Origin of the sequence: Ectopseudomonas oleovorans (assembly GCF_029845265.1) — a bacterium.
Taxonomy (GTDB): domain Bacteria; phylum Pseudomonadota; class Gammaproteobacteria; order Pseudomonadales; family Pseudomonadaceae; genus Aquipseudomonas; species Aquipseudomonas oleovorans.
Window position 1 is genome coordinate 20,944 of the sequence record NZ_JAOCLK010000026.1, and the last position, 20,991, is coordinate 41,934.

Below are 20,991 nucleotides of genomic sequence, written 5' to 3' on the forward strand. Positions count from 1 at the left end.
CACATTTGAACAACCGAGCCTTCGGCATTCACGAAGGCAGTGTTGAAAGATCCTCTGTTGATGAGCTGTTACGCAGATGGTCGAGCATCTGCTTCGCGGTCAGCGAAAGGTTGTCCTGGTTGCGCACTGCCACCTTGAGTTTACGCCGCGCCCAGGGATCGTGCAGCGGGATCACCCGCACATCGAGCGCCGGCAAATAGGTACGCACCGCCAGGTCCGGCAATACGCCAACCCCCATACCGGTATGGATCATCCGGCAGATAGCCTCGAAGCTGCGCACCTGAATGCGCAGGCGCAAGGCCACGCCCTGGCTGTGCGCCGAATGCTGCAGCAGGCTGTGCAGGGACGCGTCCTGCTGCAGGCCGATGAAGTCGTAGCCCACCGCCTCGCGCAGGAACAGGCCGTCGCGTTCGGCCAGGGGATGCTCGCGCGGGGTGACCAGCACCAACTGATCGTGACGGTAGGTGAATACCTGCAGATCCTCGGACGGCACATGCCCGGCGAAGATGCCGATATCGGTCAGGCCCTCGCGTACGGCGCGGATGGTCTCGCTGCTGACCCGCTCTTCCAGGTCGATCTTCACCTGCGGGTGCAGGCGGCTGAAACTGGCCAGATCCTCGGGCAGAAACTCGATCACCGCCGAGGTGTTGGCGTGGATGCGCACATGGCCTTTCACCCCTTCGCTGAACTCGCTGAGATCGGCGTTGAGCTGCTCGAGGTTGTCCATCATGTTGCGTGCATGGTGCAGCAATGCGTGGCCCGCCGGGGTCAGTTCGACGCCCTTGGGCTGGCGATAGAGCAAAGCGATGCCCAGCTGGTTTTCCAGGTCGCTGACGCGCTTGCTCACTGCGGCAAGAGCCAGGTGCTCGCGTTCGGCGGCGCGGGTCAGGCTGCGCTCGTCGGCGATGGCGACGAACAGCTTGAGGGTGACGAAATCGATGCGGCGCATGAGGGTCTCCATTTCGTGCCTGGCGAAGCGAAGCTACCAGAAAGCTGATTTACAGCATGCCACTTCGTGATACGCGAAGCCTAGCTTGACCATTGGGCAATTGTCGGCACCGCGCCGCTGCGCCATTCTGCGCACCACGAGAAACGCACAGGCAAATCAGGTGCAGCCATGACTCAGAGCAACACCCGCAACATGGCCCTGCAGGGGCTGAAGGTGATCGAGATGGGCCAGCTCATCGCCGGCCCTTTCGCCAGCAAGCTGCTCGGCGAATTCGGCGCCGACGTGATCAAGATCGAGCCGCCGGGCGTCGGCGACCCGCTGCGCAAGTGGCGCAAGATCAAGGACGGCACCTCGCTCTGGTGGCACGTGCAGTCGCGCAACAAGCGCTCGCTGACCCTCGACCTGAAGCAAACCGAAGCCCAGGAGATCGTGCGTAAGTTGGTGAGTGAGGCCGACGTGCTGGTGGAGAACTTCCGCCCCGGCACGCTGGAAGGCTGGGGCCTGAGCTACGAGGCGCTGAAAGCGATCAACCCGCGGCTGATCATGCTGCGCATCTCCGGCTACGGGCAGACCGGCCCCTACCGCGACCTGCCCGGCTTCGGCGTGATCGGCGAAGCCATGGGCGGCCTGCGCCACCTTTCCGGCTACCCCGGCCAGGCACCGGTGCGCGTGGGCATCAGCATCGGCGACTCGCTGTCCTCGCTGTACGGTGTGATTGGCGTGCTGCTGGCCCTGCAGGAGCGTGCGCGCAGCGGCGAAGGCCAGGAAATCGACGTGGCACTGTACGAGTCGGTATTCGCCATGATGGAAAGCCTGATCCCCGAATACGACGCCTTCGGCTACGTCCGCGAGCCGGCCGGCAGCGCCCTGCCCGGCATCACGCCGTCCAACTCCTACCCCTGCAACGACGGCAGCTACGTGCTGATCGCCGGCAATGGCGACAGCATCTACAAGCGCCTGATGAGCCTGATCGGCCGTGACGACCTGGGCAACGACCCGCGCCTGGCGCAGAACGACGGACGCAGCCAGCATGCCGAGCTGATTGACGGCGCCATCGCCGAATGGACCGCCCAGCGTGGCCGCGATGAAGTGATCGAAGCGCTCAAGGGGGCGCGCGTGCCGGCCGGCTATCCCTACACCGCCGCCGATATCGTGCAGGACCCGCACTACCTGGCGCGACAGATGATCGAGCAGGTGCAGACCAGCGTCGGCCCGCTCAAGGTGCCGGGCGTACTACCCAAGCTCAGCCGCACGCCAGGCCGTATCGGCACCGGAGGCCCGCAGCTCGGAGAGCACAACGACGACATCCTCGAAGGCCTCGGCCTGAGCGCGGAACAGGTCGCAGGACTGCGAGAGCGCGGGATTATCTGAGTAGGTGGATATCGATGGCTCCCACGCTCCGCGTGGGAGCCAAGCCCCAGACGCTCCGCTTCCGCCGTGGATAGCGGGACGCAGAGCGTCCCAAGATGCATTCCCACGCGGACGGTTCGACGCCTCGACGTGGGAACGATCACTAACAGGACACGATATGAACAAACGCCTTTACATCCAGGACGTCGCCACTCGCGATGGCTTCCAGATCGAAGCCTCCTTTGTCCCCACCGAAGACAAGATCGCCCTGATCGACCGCCTGTCCCACACCGGCCTGGCCAAGATCGAGGTCACCTCCTTCACCTCGCCCAAAGCCATCCCCAACCTGCGCGATGCCGAAGAGGTGATGCGCGGCATCCAGCGCGTGGCTGGCGTGGAGTACACCGTGCTGGTGCCCAACGTGAAGGGCTGCGAACGCGCGCTGTCGTGCGAGGTGGATGAGATCAACCTGGTGATGTCGGCCAGTGACACCCACGGCCTGGCCAACCTGCGCATGACGCCGGAGCAGTCGCTGGCGCAGTTCGCCGAGATCATCGAGGTGACGCGTGGCAGCGGCGTGCTCATCAACACCTCGCTGTCGACCACCTTCGGCTGCCCCTTCGAGGGCGAGGTGCCCGAGACGCGCGTATATGAACTGACCGAGCGTCTGCTGGAGATCGGCGTACAGGGCGTGACCCTGTGCGACACCACCGGCATGGCCGACCCGGCACAGGTCGAGCGTATCTGCCGCGAGGCCCTGCAGCGCTGGCCCGAAGCAGTATTTACCGCGCATTTTCACAACACCCGTGGCATGGGCCTGGCCAATGCACTGGCGGCGCTGAATGCTGGCATCGACCGCTTCGACGCCTCGCTCGGCGGCCTCGGTGGCTGCCCCTACGCGCCGGGTGCCAGCGGCAATATCTGCACCGAGGATCTGGTGCACATGTTCCAGCGCATGGGCCTGGACACCGGCGTGAACCTCGATGCCCTGCTCGACGCCGCCGCCACCCTGCCCGACCTGATCGGCCACGAGGTGCCGGGCGCCATCCTCAAGGCGGGCAAATCCGATCGCCGCTATCCCAAGCCGAAGTGGATGCAGGAGGCCGGGCTCTGAGGTTCGGCTACCAAATCGCGGCTAAAGCCCCTCCCACAAGATAGCGTCGGTCCGTCTGCATACCACTTTCATCGCCTGCCCCCGAAGGCTAAGCCCAAAAGCACGGAGTTGATGCTTATCGTGGGAGTCGCGCCCCGCGACGAATGCCATGGCCAACGCTGAAGTCACTCAATGGCTGCAATCGCTTCGCCCCGAGGCGGAGCTCCTACACGGGTAATGAGGTCACACCGTCGCGGCGTTAGGGTCTGCGCCGAGTTGCAACAGCCAATTGCGGTCAGGGGCTGACAAAATAATGTGGGAGGGGCTTTAGCCGCGACGCCCTCATTCGACATGAAAACGCCCGGCACAAGCCGGGCGTTTTCATGCCAGAGGGAACACTCAGCCCTGGTTGGACTTCTCCGCCGCCTGGATCAGCTCGGCACCGATCTCCTTCTCGAACTTCTGCCATACCGGGCGCATCGCCTCACGCCATTCGGCGCGCTGCTGCGGGGTCAGCTCGATGATCTCGGTGGTGCCAGCCTTGGCGATGTCTTGCTTGGCCGTGCGGTTGAGTTCATCAGCCTGCTTGTTCACCTCGACGGAAACCTCGGCCATGATGGTTTCCAGCTCACTGCGCACGTCATCCGGCAGACCCTTCCAGAACTTGGTGTTGGTAATCACCATGTAGTCGATCAGGCCATGATCGGACTCGGTCATGTACTTCTGCACCTCGTGCACCTTCTGGCTGTAGTAGTTCGACCAGGTGTTCTCGGTGCCGTTGACCACGCCGGTCTGCAGGCCCTGATAGACCTCGGCAAAACTCATCTTGCGCGGGTTGGCGCGCACCGCCTTGAACTGCTCCTCGAGCACCGCCGACGCCTGCACACGGAATTTCAGGCCACGGGCATCGGCCGGATCACGCAGCGGCTTGTTGGCCGACATCACCTTCAGGCCGTTGTGCCAGTAAGCCAGGCCGGTGATGTTCTTGTCTTCCATTGAGGTCAGCAGCCCACGACCCTCCGGGCTGGCCTGGAAGCGATCGACCGCCTCCATGTTGTCGAACAGAAATGGCAGGTCGAAGATCTGCATCGGTTTGGCGTACTGCTCGAACTTGGCCAGCGACGGCGCCAGCATCTGCACGTCGCCGAGCAGCAGCGCCTCCATTTCCTTGCCGTCGCCAAACAGCGACGAGTTGGGGTAGACCTCTACCTTCACCCGGCCTGGCAGGCGCTCTTCGGCCAGTTGTTTGAACAGCAGCGCGCCCTGCCCCTTGGGTGTGTTGTCTGCCACCACATGGGCGAACTTGATCAGGATGGGCGCATCGGCAGCCTGAGCCAGGCCTGCACAGGACATAATGGCGGCGCAGGCGAGCGCCTTGGCGGTGAGTTTGAACATGACGTTACCTCATTGTTTTTGTAGGTTGGTACGTGGTTACAAGGTGGCTGACTGCCTTGGCAGCCAGCCGTTTTTTGTAGGAGCCGGCTTGCCGGCGATCGGCTGATAAGCATCGCCCGCAAGCGGGCTCCTACGGTTCTCCTGCGCGTTGCAGCAGACGACGAGCGCGACCGAGTACGGGAGCGTCGACCATCTGGCCGTCGACCACGAAGACTCCGTCGCCGCGGCTGGCTGCCGTCATCACCCGGCGCGCCCAGGCCAATTCCTGGTCGGTCGGGCGCAAGGCGTCGTGGACGAGCGCCACCTGAGTCGGGTGGATGCAGAGCAAACCGTCGAAGCCCATGTCGCGGGCATCGCGCGTCGTGCGGGCAAGGCCGTCGCGGTCCTCGATGGCGGGAAATACGCTGTCGAGCGGTGCGGCCAGGCCGGCCGTGCGCGAATGCAGCAGCAAGGCATAACGGGCCTGGTCGAGGATGCGTTCGGCCGCGGCGCTGCCGCTGCTCAGGCCCAGGTCCAGCCCCAGGTCAAGGGCGCCGAAGGACAGGCGCTCGACGCCTTCGCTGCGGGCGATCTCCGCCAGCGCCAGCAGCCCCGCTGCACTCTCGATGATCGGCCACACCGGCTTGCCGCAGGCCGCCACACGCGCCACCTGCGCAGCACTTTCCACCTTGGGCAGCAGCACGCCGATGACACCGGCATGACGGCCGCACAGTTCGATATCGGCGCCATGGCCGGCATGCTCTGGCGCGTTGATGCGCACCAGCAAGCGAGCCTCTGGATTGGCGGTGAGAAAGCCATCGAGATGGGCGCGGGCCTCGACCTTGAGGCTCTCCTGCACGGCGTCTTCCAGGTCGACGATGACCGCGTCGGCACCGACGGCGAGCGCCTTGGGGATGCGCTCCGGGCGGCTCGCCGGCACGAACAGGGCGCTGCGAATGATCTGTGAATTCATACCTTGCCCCGTAGGGTGCGCCGTGCGCACCAGCTTCTGGATTCATCGGTGCGCACAGCGCACCCTACGCAACGACACGCAACCGGATTGAATCCGCAAACAGGCGAGTTCATACCGCCCCCTGTTCATGCAGGCGCTGGATATCGCCAGCGGCATAACCCAGCTCGACGAGCAACGCATCGGTGTGCTGGCCCAACGCCGGGATGGCATCCATGCGCGGTTCGAAGGCGCTGTTGCGCCCCGGCGGCAACAGCGCCGGCAGGCTGCCGCTGGGGCTGTCGACCTGGCGCCAACGCTGGCGCGCTTCGAGTTGCGGGTGAGCCCAGACGCCAGCCATGTCGTTGACCTGGGCATTGGCGATCTGCGCCAGCTCCAGGCGCTCGATGACCTGCGCCGTGCTCATGCGCGAGAAGGCTTCGACGATCAGCGCACGCAGTTCGGCGCGGTTGGCCGAGCGCTTGAAGTTGGCCGAGAAGCGCTCGTCGCCAGCCAGCTCCGGCTGCTCCAGCACCTTGGCGCAGAACGCCTGCCACTCACGCTCGTTCTGCAGGCCGAGCATCACCGTGCCGCCGTCGCCGGCCGGGAACGGGCCGTAGGGGTAGATGGTCGAGTGCGCGGCGCCGGCGCGCGGCGGCGGCGTGGCGCCGTCGTAGGCGTAGTACAGCGGGTAGCCCATCCACTCCACCAGGCTTTCCAGCATCGACACGTCGACGCGGCTGCCGACGCCGGTCTTGCCGCGCAGCATCAATGCCGAGAGCACGCCGGTGTAGGCGTACATGCCGGCGGCGATATCGGCGATGGAGCAGCCGGCCTTGGCCATCTCCTCCTCGCCTGGCCCGCCGGTGACGGAGAGAAAGCCGCCCTCGCTCTGGATCAGCAAGTCGTAGGCCTTCTTCTGCTCGTACGGGCCGCCCTCGCCGTAGCCGGAGATGTCGCAGACGATCAGTTGGGGAAAGCGTTGGTGCAACGCCTCGAATGACAGCCCCATGCGCGCGGCAGCGCCGGGCGCGAGGTTCTGCACCAGCACGTCGGCCTTGACCAGCAGGCTGTCGAGCACTTGTGTGGCCTCGTCCTGCTTGAGGTCGAGGGTCAGGCTTTCCTTGGAGCGGTTGGTCCAGACGAAATGCGAGGCCAGGCCGCTGACGCGCTCGTCATAGCCACGGGCGAAATCGCCGCTGCCAGGGCGCTCGACCTTGATCACCCGCGCACCGAGATCGGCGAGTTGACGGGTGCAGAACGGCGCGGCGATGGCGTGCTCCAGGCTGACCACGGTGATGCCATCCAGTGGCCGTGGTTGTTGTGCGTTGTTCATGTCCATGTCCTCGGTCAGGCCAACTGGCTCAGGTCGTCGGTCTGGCGCAGGCGCCAGACCCGCTCGATCAGCACGCCGGCCTCATCGCTGCTGCGCTGGCCAGCGAAAGCCAGCAGGCGACGGAACTTGTCTTCCAGCTCGGCGCGGCTGAGGGTGTTGCCGGGGTCGCCCTTGGGCTCGTCGATGGCGCCACGCAGAGTGCGACCATCGGTGGTGAGAACCTCGACGCGGCCCAGCCAGCGCTGCGGGTAAGCCACATCCACCTCTGGGTCCAGGCGCATCTGCACCTTGTCGCGGAAGGCGGCCACGGCCGGGTCCTGCAGGGCCAGGTTGGCGAACTCGGTCAGTTGCGCGCTGCCATGCACGGCGATCAGGCCGAGCACGGTGCCCATGGAGAACTTGGCCTGGTGCACGGTCTGCGGCACGGTCACGCGGCCGAGCACATCGATGGCGCCCTGATGCACGCGGGCGATGACGCGCTCGATCTGCTGGTGGCGCAAACCTTCGCGCTGCATCAGGTCGAGCAGCGCGTCAGCCGCCGGATGGGTGTGGCGGCAGGAGGCGTGAAACTTGAACGAGGTTTCCACCAGCGCCCAGCGCCGGCCGAGACGGTCCGACAGCTTGCTTGGGTCGGCATCGCGGGACATGCCGGCGGCCATGCCCTGCTCGCCTTCGAGGATGTTCTGCGCGCCGGTCAGGCCCTGCTCGGTGAGGTACGCGGCCAGCAGGCCATCGGCGGCCGCCTTGGCGGTGTGCAGCTGCTTGGAATCGGCGGCGTCGCGCAGGAATTCCCACAGCCCGGCGGCCTGGGTACCGGCATTACCGAGCAGGTGGATGAACTGCTGCTGGTCGAAGTCCAGCAGCTTGCCCACCGCCACGGCAGCGGCCAGGGTGCCCACCGTGGCCGTGGTGTGGAAGATGCGGTAATGCGAGCGACCGAGGAATTCGCCGATGCGAATGCCCGCCTCGTAGCCGGCCACCGAGGCCAGCAGCAGTTCGCGGCCGGACTTGCCCAGGTCCTGCGCCGCCGCCAAAGCGGCCGGGAAGACCACGGTGGCCGGGTGCAGCACCGAGCTGTTGTGCAGGTCGTCCTGCTCCACCAGATGAGACGACGCACCGTTGACCAGCGCGGCGAAGTACGCCGAGGTGCCACGGCCATTGACCAGGATGCGCGCGGGGCCATCGGCCGGGCCCATCTTCTGCGCATAGGCCTCGAACAGCGGGATCGGCCGCGCGCCCTCGCTGGCCAGGGCCGAACCGAGCCAGTCGAGGAACAGGTCTTCAGTGCGGTCCAGTACGTGCTCGGGAATCTGCTCGTAGGACAGTTCGGCAAGGAACGCGGCCAGTTGTTGAGTGTGCTTGCTCATGGTCGCGGCCTCAGAACGAACGCGGCAGCTCGAGCAAATGCTCGGCCACGTAGCTCAGGATCAGGTTGGTGGAGATCGGCGCCACCTGGTACAGGCGGGTTTCGCGGAACTTGCGCTCGACGTCGTATTCGTTGGCGAAACCGAAGCCGCCATGGGTCTGCAGGCAGGCGTTGGCCGCCTCCCAGCTGGCCTTGGCCGCCAGGTACTTGGCCATGTTCGCCGCTGCCCCAGCGTTGCGCCCGGCGTCGTATTCCTCGCAGGCGCGCCAGCGCATCAGGTCGGCGGCCTCGATCTCGATGTGCGCCTCGGCGATGGGAAATTGCACGCCCTGGTTCTGGCCGATGGGCCGGCCGAACACCACACGATCGCGGGCATATTGCGCGGACTTCTCGATGAACCAACGGCCATCGCCGATGCACTCGGCAGCGATCAGCGTGCGCTCGGCATTGAGGCCGTCGAGGATGTAGCGGAAACCCTTGCCCTCTTCGCCGATCAGGCTGCTGGCGGGAATCTCCAGGTTGTCGAAGAACAGCTCGTTGGTCTCGTGGTTGACCATGTTGGCGATCGGCTGCACGGTCAGGCCGTTGCCGATGGCCTCGCGCAGGTCGACCAGGAAGATCGACATGCCTTCGGACTTGCGCTGCACCTCGGCCAGCGGCGTGGTACGCGCCAGCAGGATCATCAGATCGGAATGCTGCACGCGCGAGATCCACACCTTCTGGCCGTTGATCACATACTTGTCGCCTTGGCGCACGGCGGTGGTCTTGATCTTGGTGGTGTCGGTGCCGGTGGTCGGCTCGGTGACGCCCATCGACTGCAGGCGCAGCTCGCCGCTGGCCAACTTCGGCAGGTAGTGGCGCTTCTGCTCCTCGCTGCCGTTACGCAGCAGGGTGAACATGTTGTACATCTGCCCGTGGATGGTGCCGGAGTTGCCGCCGCAGTGGTTGACCTCCTCGAGAATCACCGAGGCCTCGGCCAGGCCCAGACCCGAGCCGCCGTACTCTTCCGGGATCATCGCCGACAGCCAGCCGGCTTCAGTCATGGCCGTGACGAAGGCTTCCGGGAAGCCCTTCTCCTCATCGATCTTGCGCCAGTATTCGGCCGGGAATTCCGCACAGAGTGCGCGCACGCCTTCACGGATCGCGTTGAGTTCTTCGTTATTGTTGTGGTTCATCAGTCGCCCTCGGGTCGTGCGCTATTTGCTATGTAGGAGCCCGCTTGCGGGCGATGCTCTTCGTTTTTGATCGCCCGCAAGAGCTAGCCGCCCGCCGGGCTCCTACGGATCAGTGTTTGCCGTCAGAAATCAGTCGAATTGCACCTCGGCGCGCTGCGCCAGGCCGGCTTCGTTACCCGCCCACAGCTCGGCATGGCCATCGCCACTGATGCGCCCACCCACCTCGAAGGGGTTCGGTGCGATCAACGGACGCAGGCCGCGATAGGCGAAATGCCGCAGGCGCGCCTGCGGGTTGGCGCGGCAGAAGGCGCGCAGGTTCAGGGTGGCAATCAGCGGGCCATGCACCACCAGGCCGCTGTAGCCTTCGCTTTCGGTGACATAGGGCCAGTCGTAGTGGATGCGGTGGCCGTTGAAGGTCACCGCGCTGTAGCGAAACAGCAGGGTGCTGGACGGCGTGACCGCCTCGCGCCAGTCGCCAGCGACCAGAGGCTCGCCGCTGCTGGCCTTGGGCGGGCTGGGCTCGCGGTAGACGATGTCCTGCTCCTCGCGGATGGCCAGTTGGCCGTCCTGCAGGTAGTCGTGCTGCACGGTGACGAACAGCAGCGCGCCGGTGCGGCCGTGCTTTTCCTCGATGTGCTTGATGGTCGATACCCGGCTGGCTTCGCCACCCACCCGCAGTGGCTGGATGAACTCGATACGGCCGCCGGCCCACATGCGGTTGCGGTTGTCGGCCGGCGGCAGGAAGCCACCACGCGCCGGATGGCCGTCCTCGCCCAGACCGTTCTCGGCGACCGGCTCTTGAAAAAACGCCCAGTGCCACAGCGGCGGCAGCGCCTCGCCATGGGCCGGTGTGGCTTCGCCAAAGGTGGCGGCGATGCGCTTGACCAGGTTGCGGCTGAGTTGGTCGTGGACTTCTTCACTACGACCGATCCAGGCGGAAAAAGCAGAATCACTCATGGGGCAGGTTCCAGCTCGGTTCTTGTGTGAGCTGGAGCATGCGATGCCGCATGCGTTCAGAGAATCCGCATTTATTTAAACCAGCGTTCGGATATGCTTAACACGAATCCTGTAGGAGCCCGCTTGCGGGCGATGCTTTACAGATCGCCAGTGATCGCCCGCAAGCAGGCTCCTACGAATGACCTCAGGAAATGGCCACCATGCATTTCGATCTGCCCGACCTGCGCCTGTTCATCCATATCGCCGAGTCCCCCAGCCTGACCCAGGGCGCGCGCAAAGCCTTCCTTTCGCCGGCCGCCGCCAGCGCGCGGATCAAATCACTGGAAAGCCAGCTCGGCAGCCGCCTGCTGTATCGCGACAGCCGTGGCGTCGAGCTGACCCCGGCCGGTCAACGCCTGCTGCAGCATGCGCGGCTGATCATGCGCCAGGTGGATTACCTGAAAAGCGAATTCACCGAATACGGCACCGACGCCGCCGGGCATATCCGCATCTTCGCCAATACCACGGCAGTGACCGAGTTTCTCCCCGAGGTGCTGGCCGGTTTTCTCGCCGAACGCCCCGGGGTCACCGTCGACCTGCAGGAGCGCCTCAGCCGCGACATAGTTCGTGGCGTACTCGATGGCGCGGCGGATCTGGGCATTATCGCCGGCCCGGTGCAGGCGCCGGGGCTGCAGGTGCTGCACTTCAGCACCGACCGCCTGGTGCTGGCCGTACCCCTGGGCCATGCGCTGGCGCGGCGGCAATCGGTGAGCTTCAACGACACCCTCGCCTACCAGCACATCGGCCTGCACGAGGGCAGTACGCTGCTGAGTTTTTTGCGTGAACAGGTGGAGAAACTCGGCGGCAACCTGGCCCTGCGTATCCAGGTATCGAGCTTCGAGGCGATCTGCCGGATGATCGAAGGCGGCGTCGGCATCGGCATCATTCCCGAGTCGGCCGCACGCCGGCACAGCCGCACCATGCAACTGGCCATCCTGCAACTGGACGAAGCCTGGGCGGTGCGCGAGCGCAGCATGCTGGTCCGTGAGCTGGATGCGCTGCCGGGCAGCGTACGCGCGCTGATCGACCGGCTGAACCAGGGCGTCTAGCGCCGGCGAAATTCCGGGCAAAAAAAGGGCGACCAATTGGTCGCCCGCCCATTCAAGGCATTCCTCGAAAGGAATGCGGAAACGCTTGCACCCAAATCACGCAGGATGATCGGGACGTGCTCAGTGTCGCCGCAGCCCCTTGCCCTGCCTATTGCACCAAGGTCGTAGTGTCTGTACGAAAAGTGCCTGCGCTCGGTGATGCTGCGTTAAAAACAGGCTCAGAATGCTCATTTACAGCTCGTAAACTCCGCCTCTTCGCCTGTTTTTGCCTTGCCTGACCTTCGCTCGACGACTTTTCGTACAGACCCTAGGGCACCAGTCACATGGCAAGCCATACTCCCGAGACGCCTTTTTGGCCTTGGAGGCACGCATGCACCCGGAACACCTCGCCCTGTTGCAGCAGGCGCCAGCCAGCACTCATGCCGATGACACCTGGGCCAGGCTCTGTTGCGAACAGGCCCTGCAGGCAGTCGAGGAAGGCTGTTATGCGGTCGGCGCCTTGTTGGTGGATGGCGCAGGTGAACTGCTGTGCAACGGTCGAAATCAGGTGTTCGCCCCGGCCTACGCCAGCGCCGCCCACGCCGAGATGCAGGTGCTCGACCAGCTCGAAAGCGAACATGCGCAAGTCGACCGCCGAGGTCTGACCCTCTACGTCAGCCTCGAACCCTGCCTGATGTGCTACGGCCGTATCCTGCTGGCCGGCATCCCCCGCGTACGCTACCTGGCACGCGACCGTGACGGCGGCTTCGCCCTGCGTCACGGCCGCCTGCCTCCGGCCTGGGCCAATCTTGCCTCGGGTGCGTGCATGGTGCAGGCCAAGGTCGATCCCTACTGGCTCGACCTGGCCGAGCGAATGATCGATCGCCTGCAGGATCGGCAGGTACTCCGACAACGCGTAATACAGGCCTGGCGCGGCAGTCGTTGAAAACCGTAGGGTGCGCCGTGCGCACCGAAAACTGCAGGCATCAGCCAGGGCCAGCGGAGCATGGGTGCGCGCGGCGCCCCCTACGCCTAGTCCTTGCCCAACCCGTGCTGCCGTAGCTTGTTGGCGATGGTGGTATGGGAAACACCGAGACGCTTGCCCAGCTGGCGGCTGCTCGGATGATCGCGGAACAAGCGCTCCAGCACCGCCTTCTCGAAGCGCCCGAGAATATCGTCGAGGCTGCCGTCGACCGAAAATTCACCGAGCGGCTGCGGCGCGCCGTAATCCGGCAGGCGAATGTGTTCGGCCTTCACCGTGCCACCATCGCATAGCGAAACCGCCTGAAACAGCACGTTCTCCAGCTGCCGCACGTTGCCCGGCCAGTGGTAATGGGCCATGCGTTCGAAGGCCTGTGGCGCCAGCTTGGGCAACGCACAGCCGATCTGTCGGCTGGCGGAATCGAGAAAGTGCTCGACCAGCGGCTCCAGCCCGTCGAGGCACTCGCGCAACGGCGGGATGTGCAGGCTGAGCACGTTGAGGCGGTGATAGAGATCCTGGCGGAACTCGCCTCGGGCGCAGAGCTCGGATAGGTCGACCTGCGTCGCGCAGATCACCCGCACGTCCAGATAAACCTCTTCGTCGCTACCGACACGGCGGAAGCAGCCGTCCTGCAGAAAGCGCAGCAGCTTGGCCTGCAGGCGCGGGCTCATCTCGCCGACGCCATCGAGAAACAGCGAGCCGCCAGCAGTCAGCTCCAGCAGACCGAGCTTGCCTTCCGGACGCGCGCCCTCGAAGGCGCCGGGGCCGTAGCCAAACAGCTCGGTTTCGGCCATGGATTCGGGCAACCCGGCGCAATTGAGCGCCATGAAAGGCGACTGCCCACGCGGACTGGCCAGATGACAGGCGCGCGCCAGCAACTCCTTGCCCGTACCGGTTTCGCCCTCGATCAGCAGCGGCGCATCCAGCGGCGCCATGCGCCGCGCTTCCTTGACCACCGCGGCCATGACCTTCGAGCTCTGGAAGATCGAGTCGAAGCCACGCAGTTCCTGCTTGCGCACATGATAGATACGCTCGCCAACGCGGTCGGCGCGATGCAGGGTCAGCACGGCGCCGGCCAGTGCCTCGCTGTCGTCGTGCTCATTCTGCAGCGGCGCGATATCGGCGAGGAACACATCGCCCTTGATCTTCACCCGCAAGCCGTTGATCCGCGTCTTGTTGGCGCGCACCAGTTCGGGCAGATCGAAATCCTCGGCGTAGCGCGATAACGCCATGCCCGGCACCTCGTCCACACGCACGCCGAGCAACTGCGCGGCGCTGCGGTTGGCGGCGACGATGCTGCCGGCCATGTCGATGGACAGCACCGGAAAGTCCAGCGCACCGAGCAGCGCATTGAGCTCCAGATGACGCCGCTCGCTGGGCATCAGACCCACACGCTTGACGCCGAATACGCCGGCAATGGCCTCGAACTTCGGCCTGAGCGACTGGAACTGAAGATTGATCAGATTCGGGCAGTGCAGATAGATGGCGTTGCCCTGCTCGCCACCGACTTCGCCCCGGGCGACGTTGATGCCGTAGTCGACCAGCAGGTTGAGGATGTCACGCAGAATGCCGACACGGTTCTGGCAATGGACCTTGATACGCATGGCTCGGGCTCTTGGTTTTCTTGTTATGGGGCCACCCGGAAATTCGACTGAGCGGCATAATTTCCGTCAAGAATATGTGACACCCAAGCATAACGACAAGGCGATAAATGGCCACTTCGGCCTGATCGTAATCAAATCTTTACAATTTCTCTTTCAGCGACTGCGCTGCGATGTTGCTCAAGACCTGCCTTCGAGCGCGCAGGCGGGGTAAATCTGTGTCCAAGACAAGAACAACAGCCCCCTGAAGGAAGCAGCGATGAAGAGTACGCATTACCTGGCCCGGGAACCGGACGAGAGTGGCTTTATCCATTACCCGGAAAGCGAGCATCAGGTATGGAATACCCTGATCACCCGCCAGCTGGAGGTGATCGAGAATCGCGCCTGCCAGGAATACCTGGACGGTATCGAGCAGCTCGGCCTGCCGCTGGAGCGCATTCCGCAGCTCGGCGAGATCAACCGTGTGCTCGAAGCCAGCACCGGCTGGCGAGTGGCGCGGGTACCGGCACTGATCCCGTTCCAGACCTTCTTCGAACTGCTGGCCAGCAAGCAGTTTCCGGTGGCCACCTTCATCCGCACACCCGAGGAGCTGGACTACCTGAAGGAACCGGACATCTTCCACGAGATCTTCGGCCACTGCCCGCTGCTGACCAACCCCTGGTTCGCCGAATTCACCCACACCTACGGCAAGCTCGGTCTCAAGGCCACGAAAGAGCAGCGTATCTACCTGGCGCGGCTGTACTGGCTGACCATCGAGTTCGGCCTGCTCGACACTCCCCAGGGCCGACGCATCTACGGCGGCGGTATCCTGTCCTCGCCGAAGGAAACCCTCTACGCCCTGTCCGACATGCCCGAGCACCAGCCTTTCGATGCGCTGGAAGCGATGCGCACGCCGTATCGCATCGATATCCTGCAGCCGGTGTACTTCGTCCTGCCCGAGCTCAAGCGCCTGTTCGAGCTGGCTCAGGAAGACATCATGGCGCTGGTGCAGCAGGCCATGCAGTTGGGTCTGCACGCACCGAAATTTCCGCCGAAAGCCGCGTAGACCGTGACGGCCCATTACCAACAAATGGCGTTGCCCTATCAATTCGCCGCGGGGGCGCGGCTCCTACACGATGGTGCAATCCAACATCCTGTAGGAGCGCCGCCCCGGCGCGAAACGATTGCGGCCTTACTCCATCATTGGCGTTGCCCGCTCGATTCGCCGCGGGGCGCGGCTCCTACACCTTGGTGCGATGCATCGCCCTGTAGGAACGCCGCCCCCGGCGCGAAACGATTGTGGCCTGACTCTCTTATCGGCGTTGCCCCCGCGATTCGCCGCGAGGGCGCGGCTCCTACACTCGATGATCAACTACTGTCATTACATTGTTTACCCAGGAGAACCCCAATGAGCCTTGCCCAAAACCAATGCGAAGCCTGCCGCGCCGATGCGCCGAAAGTGACCGATGAAGAACTGGCCGAGCTGATCCGCGAGATCCCCGACTGGAACATCGAGGTACGCGGCGACCATATGGAGCTGGAGCGCATGTACCTGTTCAAGAACTTTCGCCATGCCCTGGCCTTCACCAACGCCGTTGGCGCCATCGCCGAGGAAGTCGGCCACCACCCGGCCCTGCTCACCGAATGGGGCAAGGTCACCGTCACCTGGTGGAGCCACGAGATGCGCGGCCTGCACCGCAACGACTTCATCATGGCCGCACGCACTGACGTACTGGCCGCCAGCGCCGAGGGCCGCAAGTGAAGCATTTCGCCCAGATCGCCCGCGTACCGGGTGATCCCATCCTCAGCCTGATGGAAGCCTATCGCCTCGACAGCAACCCGGCGCGTCTGGACCTTGGCGTCGGCGTCTACAAGGACGCCCAGGGGCTGACGCCAATCCCCCACGCGGTGAAACTCGCCGAGCAGCGCCTGATCGACGACGAACAAACCAAGACCTACATCGGCGGCCACGGCGACGCGGCATTCGGCCCACTGCTGAGTCAGCTGGTGCTGGGAGCCAACTCGCCGTTGCTGACCGAGCAGCGCGCCGGCGCAACGCAGACACCCGGTGGTACCGGCGCGCTGCGCCTGGCGGGCGACTTCATCCGCCACTGCCTGCCGGGGCGCGGTATCTGGCTGAGCGACCCGACCTGGCCGATCCACGAAACCCTGTTCGCCGAGGCCGGCCTCAAGGTCGGTCACTACGCCTATGTCGGCGCCGATAACCGCCTCGACGTGGAGGCCATGATCGCCGCCCTCACCCATCTGCCCAAGGGCGACGTGGTGCTGCTGCACGCCTGTTGCCACAATCCCACCGGCTTCGACCTCGCTCCGCGCGACTGGAAACGCGTGCTGGAGGTGGTCAAGGCGCGTGAACTGCTGCCGCTGATCGACTTCGCCTACCAGGGCTTTGGCGATGGCCTGGAAGAAGATGCCTGGGCCGTGCGCCTGTTCGCCGCCGAGCTGCCGGAGTTGCTGATCACCAGCTCCTGCTCGAAGAATTTCGGCCTGTATCGCGAGCGCACCGGAGCACTGATCGTCTGCGCCAGCGCCGCCGAAAAGCTCGTCGACATCCGCAGTCAGCTGGCCTTCATCGCCCGCAACCTGTGGTCGACGCCGCCGGCTCACGGTGCGGCGGTGGTGGCGCAGATCCTCGGTGACGATGAACTGAAGCGCCTGTGGCAGGACGAGCTGGAGGGTATGCGCCTGCGCGTTGCCAGCCTGCGCCGTGGCCTGGTCGAGGCACTGGCGCCACACGGCCTGAGCGAGCGTTTCGCGCACATCGCCGAGCAGCGTGGCATGTTCTCCTACACCGGTTTGTCGCCGCTGCAGGTCAAACGTCTGCGCGAGGAATTCAGCGTGTACATGGTCGGCAGTGGCCGCGCCAACGTCGCCGGACTGGACGCCACACGGCTCGACCAATTGGCCAGCGCCATCGCCCAAGTCAGTCTCTGACATAGCCAGAGCGAGGCGCCGAGATCGGTGCAGGCACAGGTTTCGGCGCCCTAAAGCCGCGCAGCAAAACGGTCAGAAAATATTCAAAGACCGTTTATCGGTAAAAATAAATCATATAAATCAGATACTTAAATAGTTATCCAGGGAAGCACTGGCCTGCTTCATGCTTGCCATCAGCGGCATAGTTCCCTAGGGTAGTTTGCATGTTGTCTCTCATTGCCCCCATCAGCTCGTTGCTGAGCGGCGTGGCTCTGCTCCTGCTCGGCAATGGTCTACTCAACACCCTCCTGACCCTGCGTGGCGTCGCCGAAGGCTACTCCACCACGATGCTCGGCCTGATCATGTCCGGGTACTTCGTCGGGTTCCTCCTCGGCACCTGGCTGGCGACTCCGCTGATTCGACGCATCGGACATATCCGCGCGTTCGCCTGCTGCGCCGCCCTGGCTGCCATTGCCGCCCTGCTCCATCTGCTGCTGATCGATCCGTGGGTCTGGCTGCTGCTGCGTGTGCTCTACGGTCTGGCGCTGGTGACGCTGTACATGGTCATCGAGAGCTGGCTCAACGCCCAGGCACCCAACGAGAAGCGCGGCCAGGTGTTCGCCCTGTACATGGCGGTCAACCTCGGCGCCCTGGCCCTGGCTCAGCAACTGCTGCACCTGGCCGACCCGGTGCAATTCACCCTCTTCGCCATCGCTGCCATCCTCATTAGCGCCGCGCTGATGCCCATCACCCTGACCCGCCAGGCACAGCCGAGCCTGCCCGAGACACCGCCGAGCAACCTGCGCCAACTGTGGAATATTGCGCCGCTGGCGATAGTCGCAGCCGGCCTCTCCGGCCTTGCCATGGGCGGCTTCTGGGGCATGGCGCCGGTCTACGCCAGTCTGGCCGGCTTCGATACCTCCGGCGTCGGTCTGCTGATGACCGCGACCATTCTCGGTGGCGCCCTGCTGCAATGGCCCATCGGTATCTACTCGGATCGCCACGACCGGCGCCAGGTACTGCTCTGGGTGGTGATACTGGCAGTCGCCCTGGCGCTGATCATGAGCCTGCTGCCGGCCGGCCCACTGCTGCTCGGCGCCATCTTCATCTGGGGCGGCCTGGCTTTCGCCATCTACCCCATCGCCGTCGCACAACTGATCGACCAGTTGCACAGCGACGAGATCCTCTCCGGCTCCGCCAGCTTGCTGATGGTCAATGGCATCGGCTCGGTGTGCGGCCCGCTATTGGCCGGTCTGCTGATGGAGCAGTTGGGCGCCAGCGCGCTGCCGCTGTACTTCGCTTGCACCCTCGGCCTGCTGGCCGCCTACACCTTTTACCGGCTGCGCCATGTCAGCGATCTGGTCAGCGGCGACGCTGCGCACTTCACGCCCATGCTGCGCACCAGCCCCACGGTATTGGAGCTGATGCCCGATGCGCCGCCGCACGAACAGATGGAGGACGACCTGAACCCAGCGTCCTGAAGATGTGAACCGGCTGTTTCGGCAAGGCCCCGAGCCTACCCCAAGCAGCCAGAAACCCGGCCCGTCGGCCGCTCGCCACCGAGCAACGCCGCACCGGCCACTTCTGGAGAAACAACGATGCTATTAGCCACCGACCTGGATGGAACCTTTCTCGCTGGCGATCCCGAAGATCGCCTGAGCCTCTACCAGACCATCGCCGCCCACCCCGAGATCAAGCTCGCCTATGTCACCGGGCGCAGCCTGGAGGCGGTGCTGCCGCTGCTGGCCGACCCGACACTGCCGCAGCCGGACTACATCATCGCCGACGTCGGCGCGACCCTGGTGCATGGCGACAGCCTGCAGCCGATCCAGCCGCTGCAGAGTGTGGTCGATGCCCGCTGGCCCGGCGAAACCCAGGTAGCCAGCGTCATCGAGCCGTTCGGCCTGGAGCGTCAGGACGTGCCGCAGGCGCGCCGCTGCTCCTACTTCTGCACGCCTGAACAGGCGGCCAACCCGGCACTGCGCGAGATCGCCGATGAGCTGGGTTGCGACCTGCTGTACTCCGCCGAGCTGTACCTGGACTTCCTGCCCAAGGGCGTGAACAAGGGCAGCAGTTTGCAGGCACTGGCCGACTGGCTGGAGCTGAGCCACGATCAGGTGCTGGCCGCCGGCGATACACTCAATGACCTGTCGATGCTCAGCGCCAGCTTCCACGGTGTTTGCGTCGGCCAGTCGGAAAGCGCGCTGCTAGAAGCCACGCGCAGCCACTCGCGCACCCTGCACGCCAGCCGCCCTGGCTGCGGCGGCATTCTCGAAGCCTTCGCCCATTTCGGCTTCCTTGGCGAGCACGGCATCGCCGCCGAACGCCGCCAGGCCGCGCAGCCGGGTAAGGCCGAGCTGGTGATGGTCTATCATCGCCTGCCCTATGAGGAATACCGCAACGCCGCCGGCAAGCTGCAACGCCGCCGCCCCACCTCGCCCAACGGCATCATCCCTACCCTGCTGAGTTTCTTCGGCGATGGTCGCCCCGGCTCCTGGGTGGCCTGGGCCGTGCACGAGGACGGTGACGAGCCGTTCGACAGCCACACCACGGTGGACGCCGAGCGCTATCCCAAGCTCACCGCTGCGCGGGTCAAGCTGAGCAAGGAGGAAGTCGACGTCTTCTACAAGCGCTTCTCCAAGGAAGCCTTCTGGCCCACCCTGCACACCTTCTGGGAGCGCGCCACCTTCAACGAGGACGACTGGCAGGTGTTCCTCAAGGTCAACCGCGCCTTCGCCGAACGCACCGCGCTGGAGGCCGCCGAGGGCGCCATCGTCTGGCTGCACGACTACAACCTGTGGATGGTGCCGGCCTACCTGCGCGAGCTGCGCCCGGATCTGCGCATCGCCTTCTTCCACCACACCTACTTCCCCTCGGCCGACGTGTTCAACGTGTTGCCGTGGCGCCGACAGATCGTCGGCAGCCTGTTGCAGTGCGACTACATCGGCTTCCACATTCCACGCCAGGTGGAAAACTTCGTCGACGTCGCGCGCGGCGTGTTCCCGCTCAAAGCGCTGGAAAGACAGAGCTGCGCGCCGCGCTTCATCACCTATGGCTGCGCCGTGGGCCTGGAGCGCATGACCACCGCGCTGGATACCGGCACGCGCCAGGTCAAGCTCGGCGCGCACCCGGTAGGGCTGGATATCGACCGCGTGCGCAATGCATTGGAGGCACCGAAGATCAAGGAGCTGATGGCGCAGCTACGCGAAGAGATGAAAGGCGTGAAGCTGATCCTCTCGGTCGAACGCCTCGACTACACCAAGGGCATCCTGGAAAAACTCAACGCCTACGAGCGTCTGCTCGACGACAACCCCGAGCTGCTCGGCAAGGTCACCCTGGTCACCGTGTGCGTGCCCGCCGCGCGCGAGATGAGGGTGTACGACGAACTGCAGACGCAGATCGAGCAGGCGGTCGGTCGCATCAACGGCCGTTTCGCCCGTATCGGCTGGACGCCGCTGCAGTTCTTCTTCCGCAGCCTGCCGTTCGAGGAAGTCAGCGCCTGGTACGCCATGGCCGACGTCATGTGGATCACCCCGCTGCGCGACGGGCTCAACCTGGTGGCCAAGGAGTTCGTCGCAGCGCAAGGCCTGCTCGGCGGGCGTGGTGTGCTGGTGCTGTCGGAGTTCGCCGGCGCCGCTGCCGAACTCAAGGGCGCGCTGCTGACCAACCCGCACGACCCAGCCGACCTGGCGCAGACCTGCTACCTGGCGCTGAACCTGCCCAAGAGCGAAGCCCAGGCGCGCCTGCGCGAGCTGTTCGATATCGTCTGCTTCAACGACATTCGCCGCTGGGGCGAGGACGTCCTCGCCGGCGTGGCGCCCACGGAAGAACAGCCGTCGCTGACACTGGCCAGCTAAGCTCGACCAGACGGTGCGCACA

At 64.8% G+C, this 20,991-nt stretch carries 17 protein-coding genes; 9 read left to right on the forward strand and 8 right to left on the reverse strand.

The features are described 5' to 3' along the window. Positions 1-28: 28 nt before the first annotated feature. A complete protein-coding gene (locus N5J71_RS14205; protein WP_003462150.1) occupies positions 29-949 on the reverse strand; it encodes a LysR family transcriptional regulator in 921 nt (306 codons plus the stop codon). A 168-nt stretch (positions 950-1,117) separates the two neighbouring features. On the opposite strand from N5J71_RS14205, the gene N5J71_RS14210 reads away from it, so the two are divergent. Next, positions 1,118-2,320: a CaiB/BaiF CoA transferase family protein gene (locus tag N5J71_RS14210; RefSeq protein ID WP_279917099.1), complete on the forward strand. Its 1,203-nt coding sequence runs from the start codon at positions 1,118-1,120 to the stop codon at positions 2,318-2,320. A gap of 157 nt (positions 2,321-2,477) precedes the next feature. Beyond that, positions 2,478-3,413: a hydroxymethylglutaryl-CoA lyase gene (locus N5J71_RS14215; protein WP_279917100.1), complete on the forward strand. Its 936-nt coding sequence runs from the start codon at positions 2,478-2,480 to the stop codon at positions 3,411-3,413. 378 nt (positions 3,414-3,791) lie between these two features. Here the strand turns inward: N5J71_RS14215 and N5J71_RS14220 are convergent, their stop codons facing one another. The 6 genes from N5J71_RS14220 to N5J71_RS14245 form a co-directional block, all read right to left on the reverse strand. After that, positions 3,792-4,787: a TRAP transporter substrate-binding protein gene (locus N5J71_RS14220; RefSeq protein ID WP_279917101.1), complete on the reverse strand. Its 996-nt coding sequence runs from the start codon at positions 4,785-4,787 to the stop codon at positions 3,792-3,794. A 130-nt stretch (positions 4,788-4,917) separates the two neighbouring features. Continuing rightward, positions 4,918-5,739 (reverse strand): HpcH/HpaI aldolase/citrate lyase family protein, encoded by an 822-nt coding sequence (locus tag N5J71_RS14225; protein ID WP_003462158.1) that lies wholly within the window; start codon positions 5,737-5,739, stop codon positions 4,918-4,920. 109 nt (positions 5,740-5,848) lie between these two features. Further along, a complete protein-coding gene (locus tag N5J71_RS14230) occupies positions 5,849-7,051 on the reverse strand; it encodes a CaiB/BaiF CoA transferase family protein (protein WP_279917102.1) in 1,203 nt (400 codons plus the stop codon). 14 nt (positions 7,052-7,065) lie between these two features. Continuing rightward, positions 7,066-8,418 (reverse strand): MmgE/PrpD family protein, encoded by a 1,353-nt coding sequence (locus tag N5J71_RS14235; protein ID WP_279917103.1) that lies wholly within the window; start codon positions 8,416-8,418, stop codon positions 7,066-7,068. A 10-nt stretch (positions 8,419-8,428) separates the two neighbouring features. Beyond that, on the reverse strand, positions 8,429-9,592 hold the full coding sequence (locus tag N5J71_RS14240) for an acyl-CoA dehydrogenase family protein (protein WP_104727584.1): 1,164 nt from the start codon (positions 9,590-9,592) through the stop codon (positions 8,429-8,431). 129 nt (positions 9,593-9,721) lie between these two features. Further along, entirely contained in the window at positions 9,722-10,549 is an 828-nt protein-coding gene (locus N5J71_RS14245; RefSeq protein ID WP_279917104.1) for an HTD2 family dehydratase, read from the reverse strand. Between the two features lie 200 nt (positions 10,550-10,749). Here N5J71_RS14245 and N5J71_RS14250 point away from each other — a divergent pair, with 200 nt between their 5' ends. Both N5J71_RS14250 and N5J71_RS14255 read left to right on the forward strand, forming a co-directional pair. Next, complete coding sequence (locus N5J71_RS14250; RefSeq protein ID WP_279917105.1) at positions 10,750-11,637, forward strand: LysR family transcriptional regulator; 888 nt, start codon at positions 10,750-10,752, stop codon at positions 11,635-11,637. Positions 11,638-12,007: 370 nt separating this feature from the next. Beyond that, on the forward strand, positions 12,008-12,562 hold the full coding sequence (locus N5J71_RS14255; protein ID WP_279917106.1) for a nucleoside deaminase: 555 nt from the start codon (positions 12,008-12,010) through the stop codon (positions 12,560-12,562). 86 nt (positions 12,563-12,648) lie between these two features. On the opposite strand, the gene N5J71_RS14260 is transcribed toward N5J71_RS14255, so the two are convergent. Continuing rightward, positions 12,649-14,202: a sigma-54-dependent transcriptional regulator gene (locus N5J71_RS14260; protein ID WP_279917107.1), complete on the reverse strand. Its 1,554-nt coding sequence runs from the start codon at positions 14,200-14,202 to the stop codon at positions 12,649-12,651. Between the two features lie 256 nt (positions 14,203-14,458). On the opposite strand from N5J71_RS14260, the gene phhA reads away from it, so the two are divergent. The 5 genes from phhA (at position 14,459) to ggpS (ending at position 20,969) form a co-directional block, all read left to right on the forward strand. Further along, positions 14,459-15,244 carry a phenylalanine 4-monooxygenase gene (phhA, locus tag N5J71_RS14265; RefSeq protein WP_279917108.1) on the forward strand — a complete coding sequence of 262 codons (786 nt, stop codon included), beginning with the start codon at positions 14,459-14,461 and terminating at the stop codon, positions 15,242-15,244. Between the two features lie 342 nt (positions 15,245-15,586). Beyond that, positions 15,587-15,940 (forward strand): 4a-hydroxytetrahydrobiopterin dehydratase, encoded by a 354-nt coding sequence (locus N5J71_RS14270; RefSeq protein WP_279917109.1) that lies wholly within the window; start codon positions 15,587-15,589, stop codon positions 15,938-15,940. After that, the gene (locus N5J71_RS14275) at positions 15,937-17,133 is read left to right on the forward strand and encodes an amino acid aminotransferase (RefSeq protein ID WP_279917110.1); all 1,197 of its coding nucleotides are present in this window, start codon (positions 15,937-15,939) and stop codon (positions 17,131-17,133) included. Before N5J71_RS14270 ends, N5J71_RS14275 begins: the two co-directional genes overlap by 4 nt. A gap of 203 nt (positions 17,134-17,336) precedes the next feature. After that, the gene (locus N5J71_RS14280; RefSeq protein WP_279917111.1) at positions 17,337-18,593 is read left to right on the forward strand and encodes an MFS transporter; all 1,257 of its coding nucleotides are present in this window, start codon (positions 17,337-17,339) and stop codon (positions 18,591-18,593) included. Positions 18,594-18,710: 117 nt separating this feature from the next. Then, positions 18,711-20,969 (forward strand): glucosylglycerol-phosphate synthase, encoded by a 2,259-nt coding sequence (gene ggpS, locus N5J71_RS14285; protein ID WP_279917112.1) that lies wholly within the window; start codon positions 18,711-18,713, stop codon positions 20,967-20,969. Positions 20,970-20,991: the final 22 nt, after the last annotated feature.

Excerpts from the sequence above, each read along its gene's own strand:
- N5J71_RS14205 (WP_003462150.1), bottom strand. The coding sequence starts at position 949 with ATGCGCCGCATCGATTTCGTCACCCTCAAGCTGTTCGTCGCCATCGCC.
- N5J71_RS14210 (WP_279917099.1), top strand. The coding sequence starts at position 1,118 with ATGACTCAGAGCAACACCCGCAACATGGCCCTGCAGGGGCTGAAGGTG.
- N5J71_RS14215 (WP_279917100.1), top strand. The coding sequence starts at position 2,478 with ATGAACAAACGCCTTTACATCCAGGACGTCGCCACTCGCGATGGCTTC.
- N5J71_RS14220 (WP_279917101.1), bottom strand. The coding sequence starts at position 4,787 with ATGTTCAAACTCACCGCCAAGGCGCTCGCCTGCGCCGCCATTATGTCC.
- N5J71_RS14225 (WP_003462158.1), bottom strand. The coding sequence starts at position 5,739 with ATGAATTCACAGATCATTCGCAGCGCCCTGTTCGTGCCGGCGAGCCGC.
- N5J71_RS14230 (WP_279917102.1), bottom strand. The coding sequence starts at position 7,051 with ATGAACAACGCACAACAACCACGGCCACTGGATGGCATCACCGTGGTC.
- N5J71_RS14235 (WP_279917103.1), bottom strand. The coding sequence starts at position 8,418 with ATGAGCAAGCACACTCAACAACTGGCCGCGTTCCTTGCCGAACTGTCC.
- N5J71_RS14240 (WP_104727584.1), bottom strand. The coding sequence starts at position 9,592 with ATGAACCACAACAATAACGAAGAACTCAACGCGATCCGTGAAGGCGTG.
- N5J71_RS14245 (WP_279917104.1), bottom strand. The coding sequence starts at position 10,549 with ATGAGTGATTCTGCTTTTTCCGCCTGGATCGGTCGTAGTGAAGAAGTC.
- N5J71_RS14250 (WP_279917105.1), top strand. The coding sequence starts at position 10,750 with ATGCATTTCGATCTGCCCGACCTGCGCCTGTTCATCCATATCGCCGAG.
- N5J71_RS14255 (WP_279917106.1), top strand. The coding sequence starts at position 12,008 with ATGCACCCGGAACACCTCGCCCTGTTGCAGCAGGCGCCAGCCAGCACT.
- N5J71_RS14260 (WP_279917107.1), bottom strand. The coding sequence starts at position 14,202 with ATGCGTATCAAGGTCCATTGCCAGAACCGTGTCGGCATTCTGCGTGAC.
- phhA (WP_279917108.1), top strand. The coding sequence starts at position 14,459 with ATGAAGAGTACGCATTACCTGGCCCGGGAACCGGACGAGAGTGGCTTT.
- N5J71_RS14270 (WP_279917109.1), top strand. The coding sequence starts at position 15,587 with ATGAGCCTTGCCCAAAACCAATGCGAAGCCTGCCGCGCCGATGCGCCG.
- N5J71_RS14280 (WP_279917111.1), top strand. The coding sequence starts at position 17,337 with ATGTTGTCTCTCATTGCCCCCATCAGCTCGTTGCTGAGCGGCGTGGCT.
- ggpS (WP_279917112.1), top strand. The coding sequence starts at position 18,711 with ATGCTATTAGCCACCGACCTGGATGGAACCTTTCTCGCTGGCGATCCC.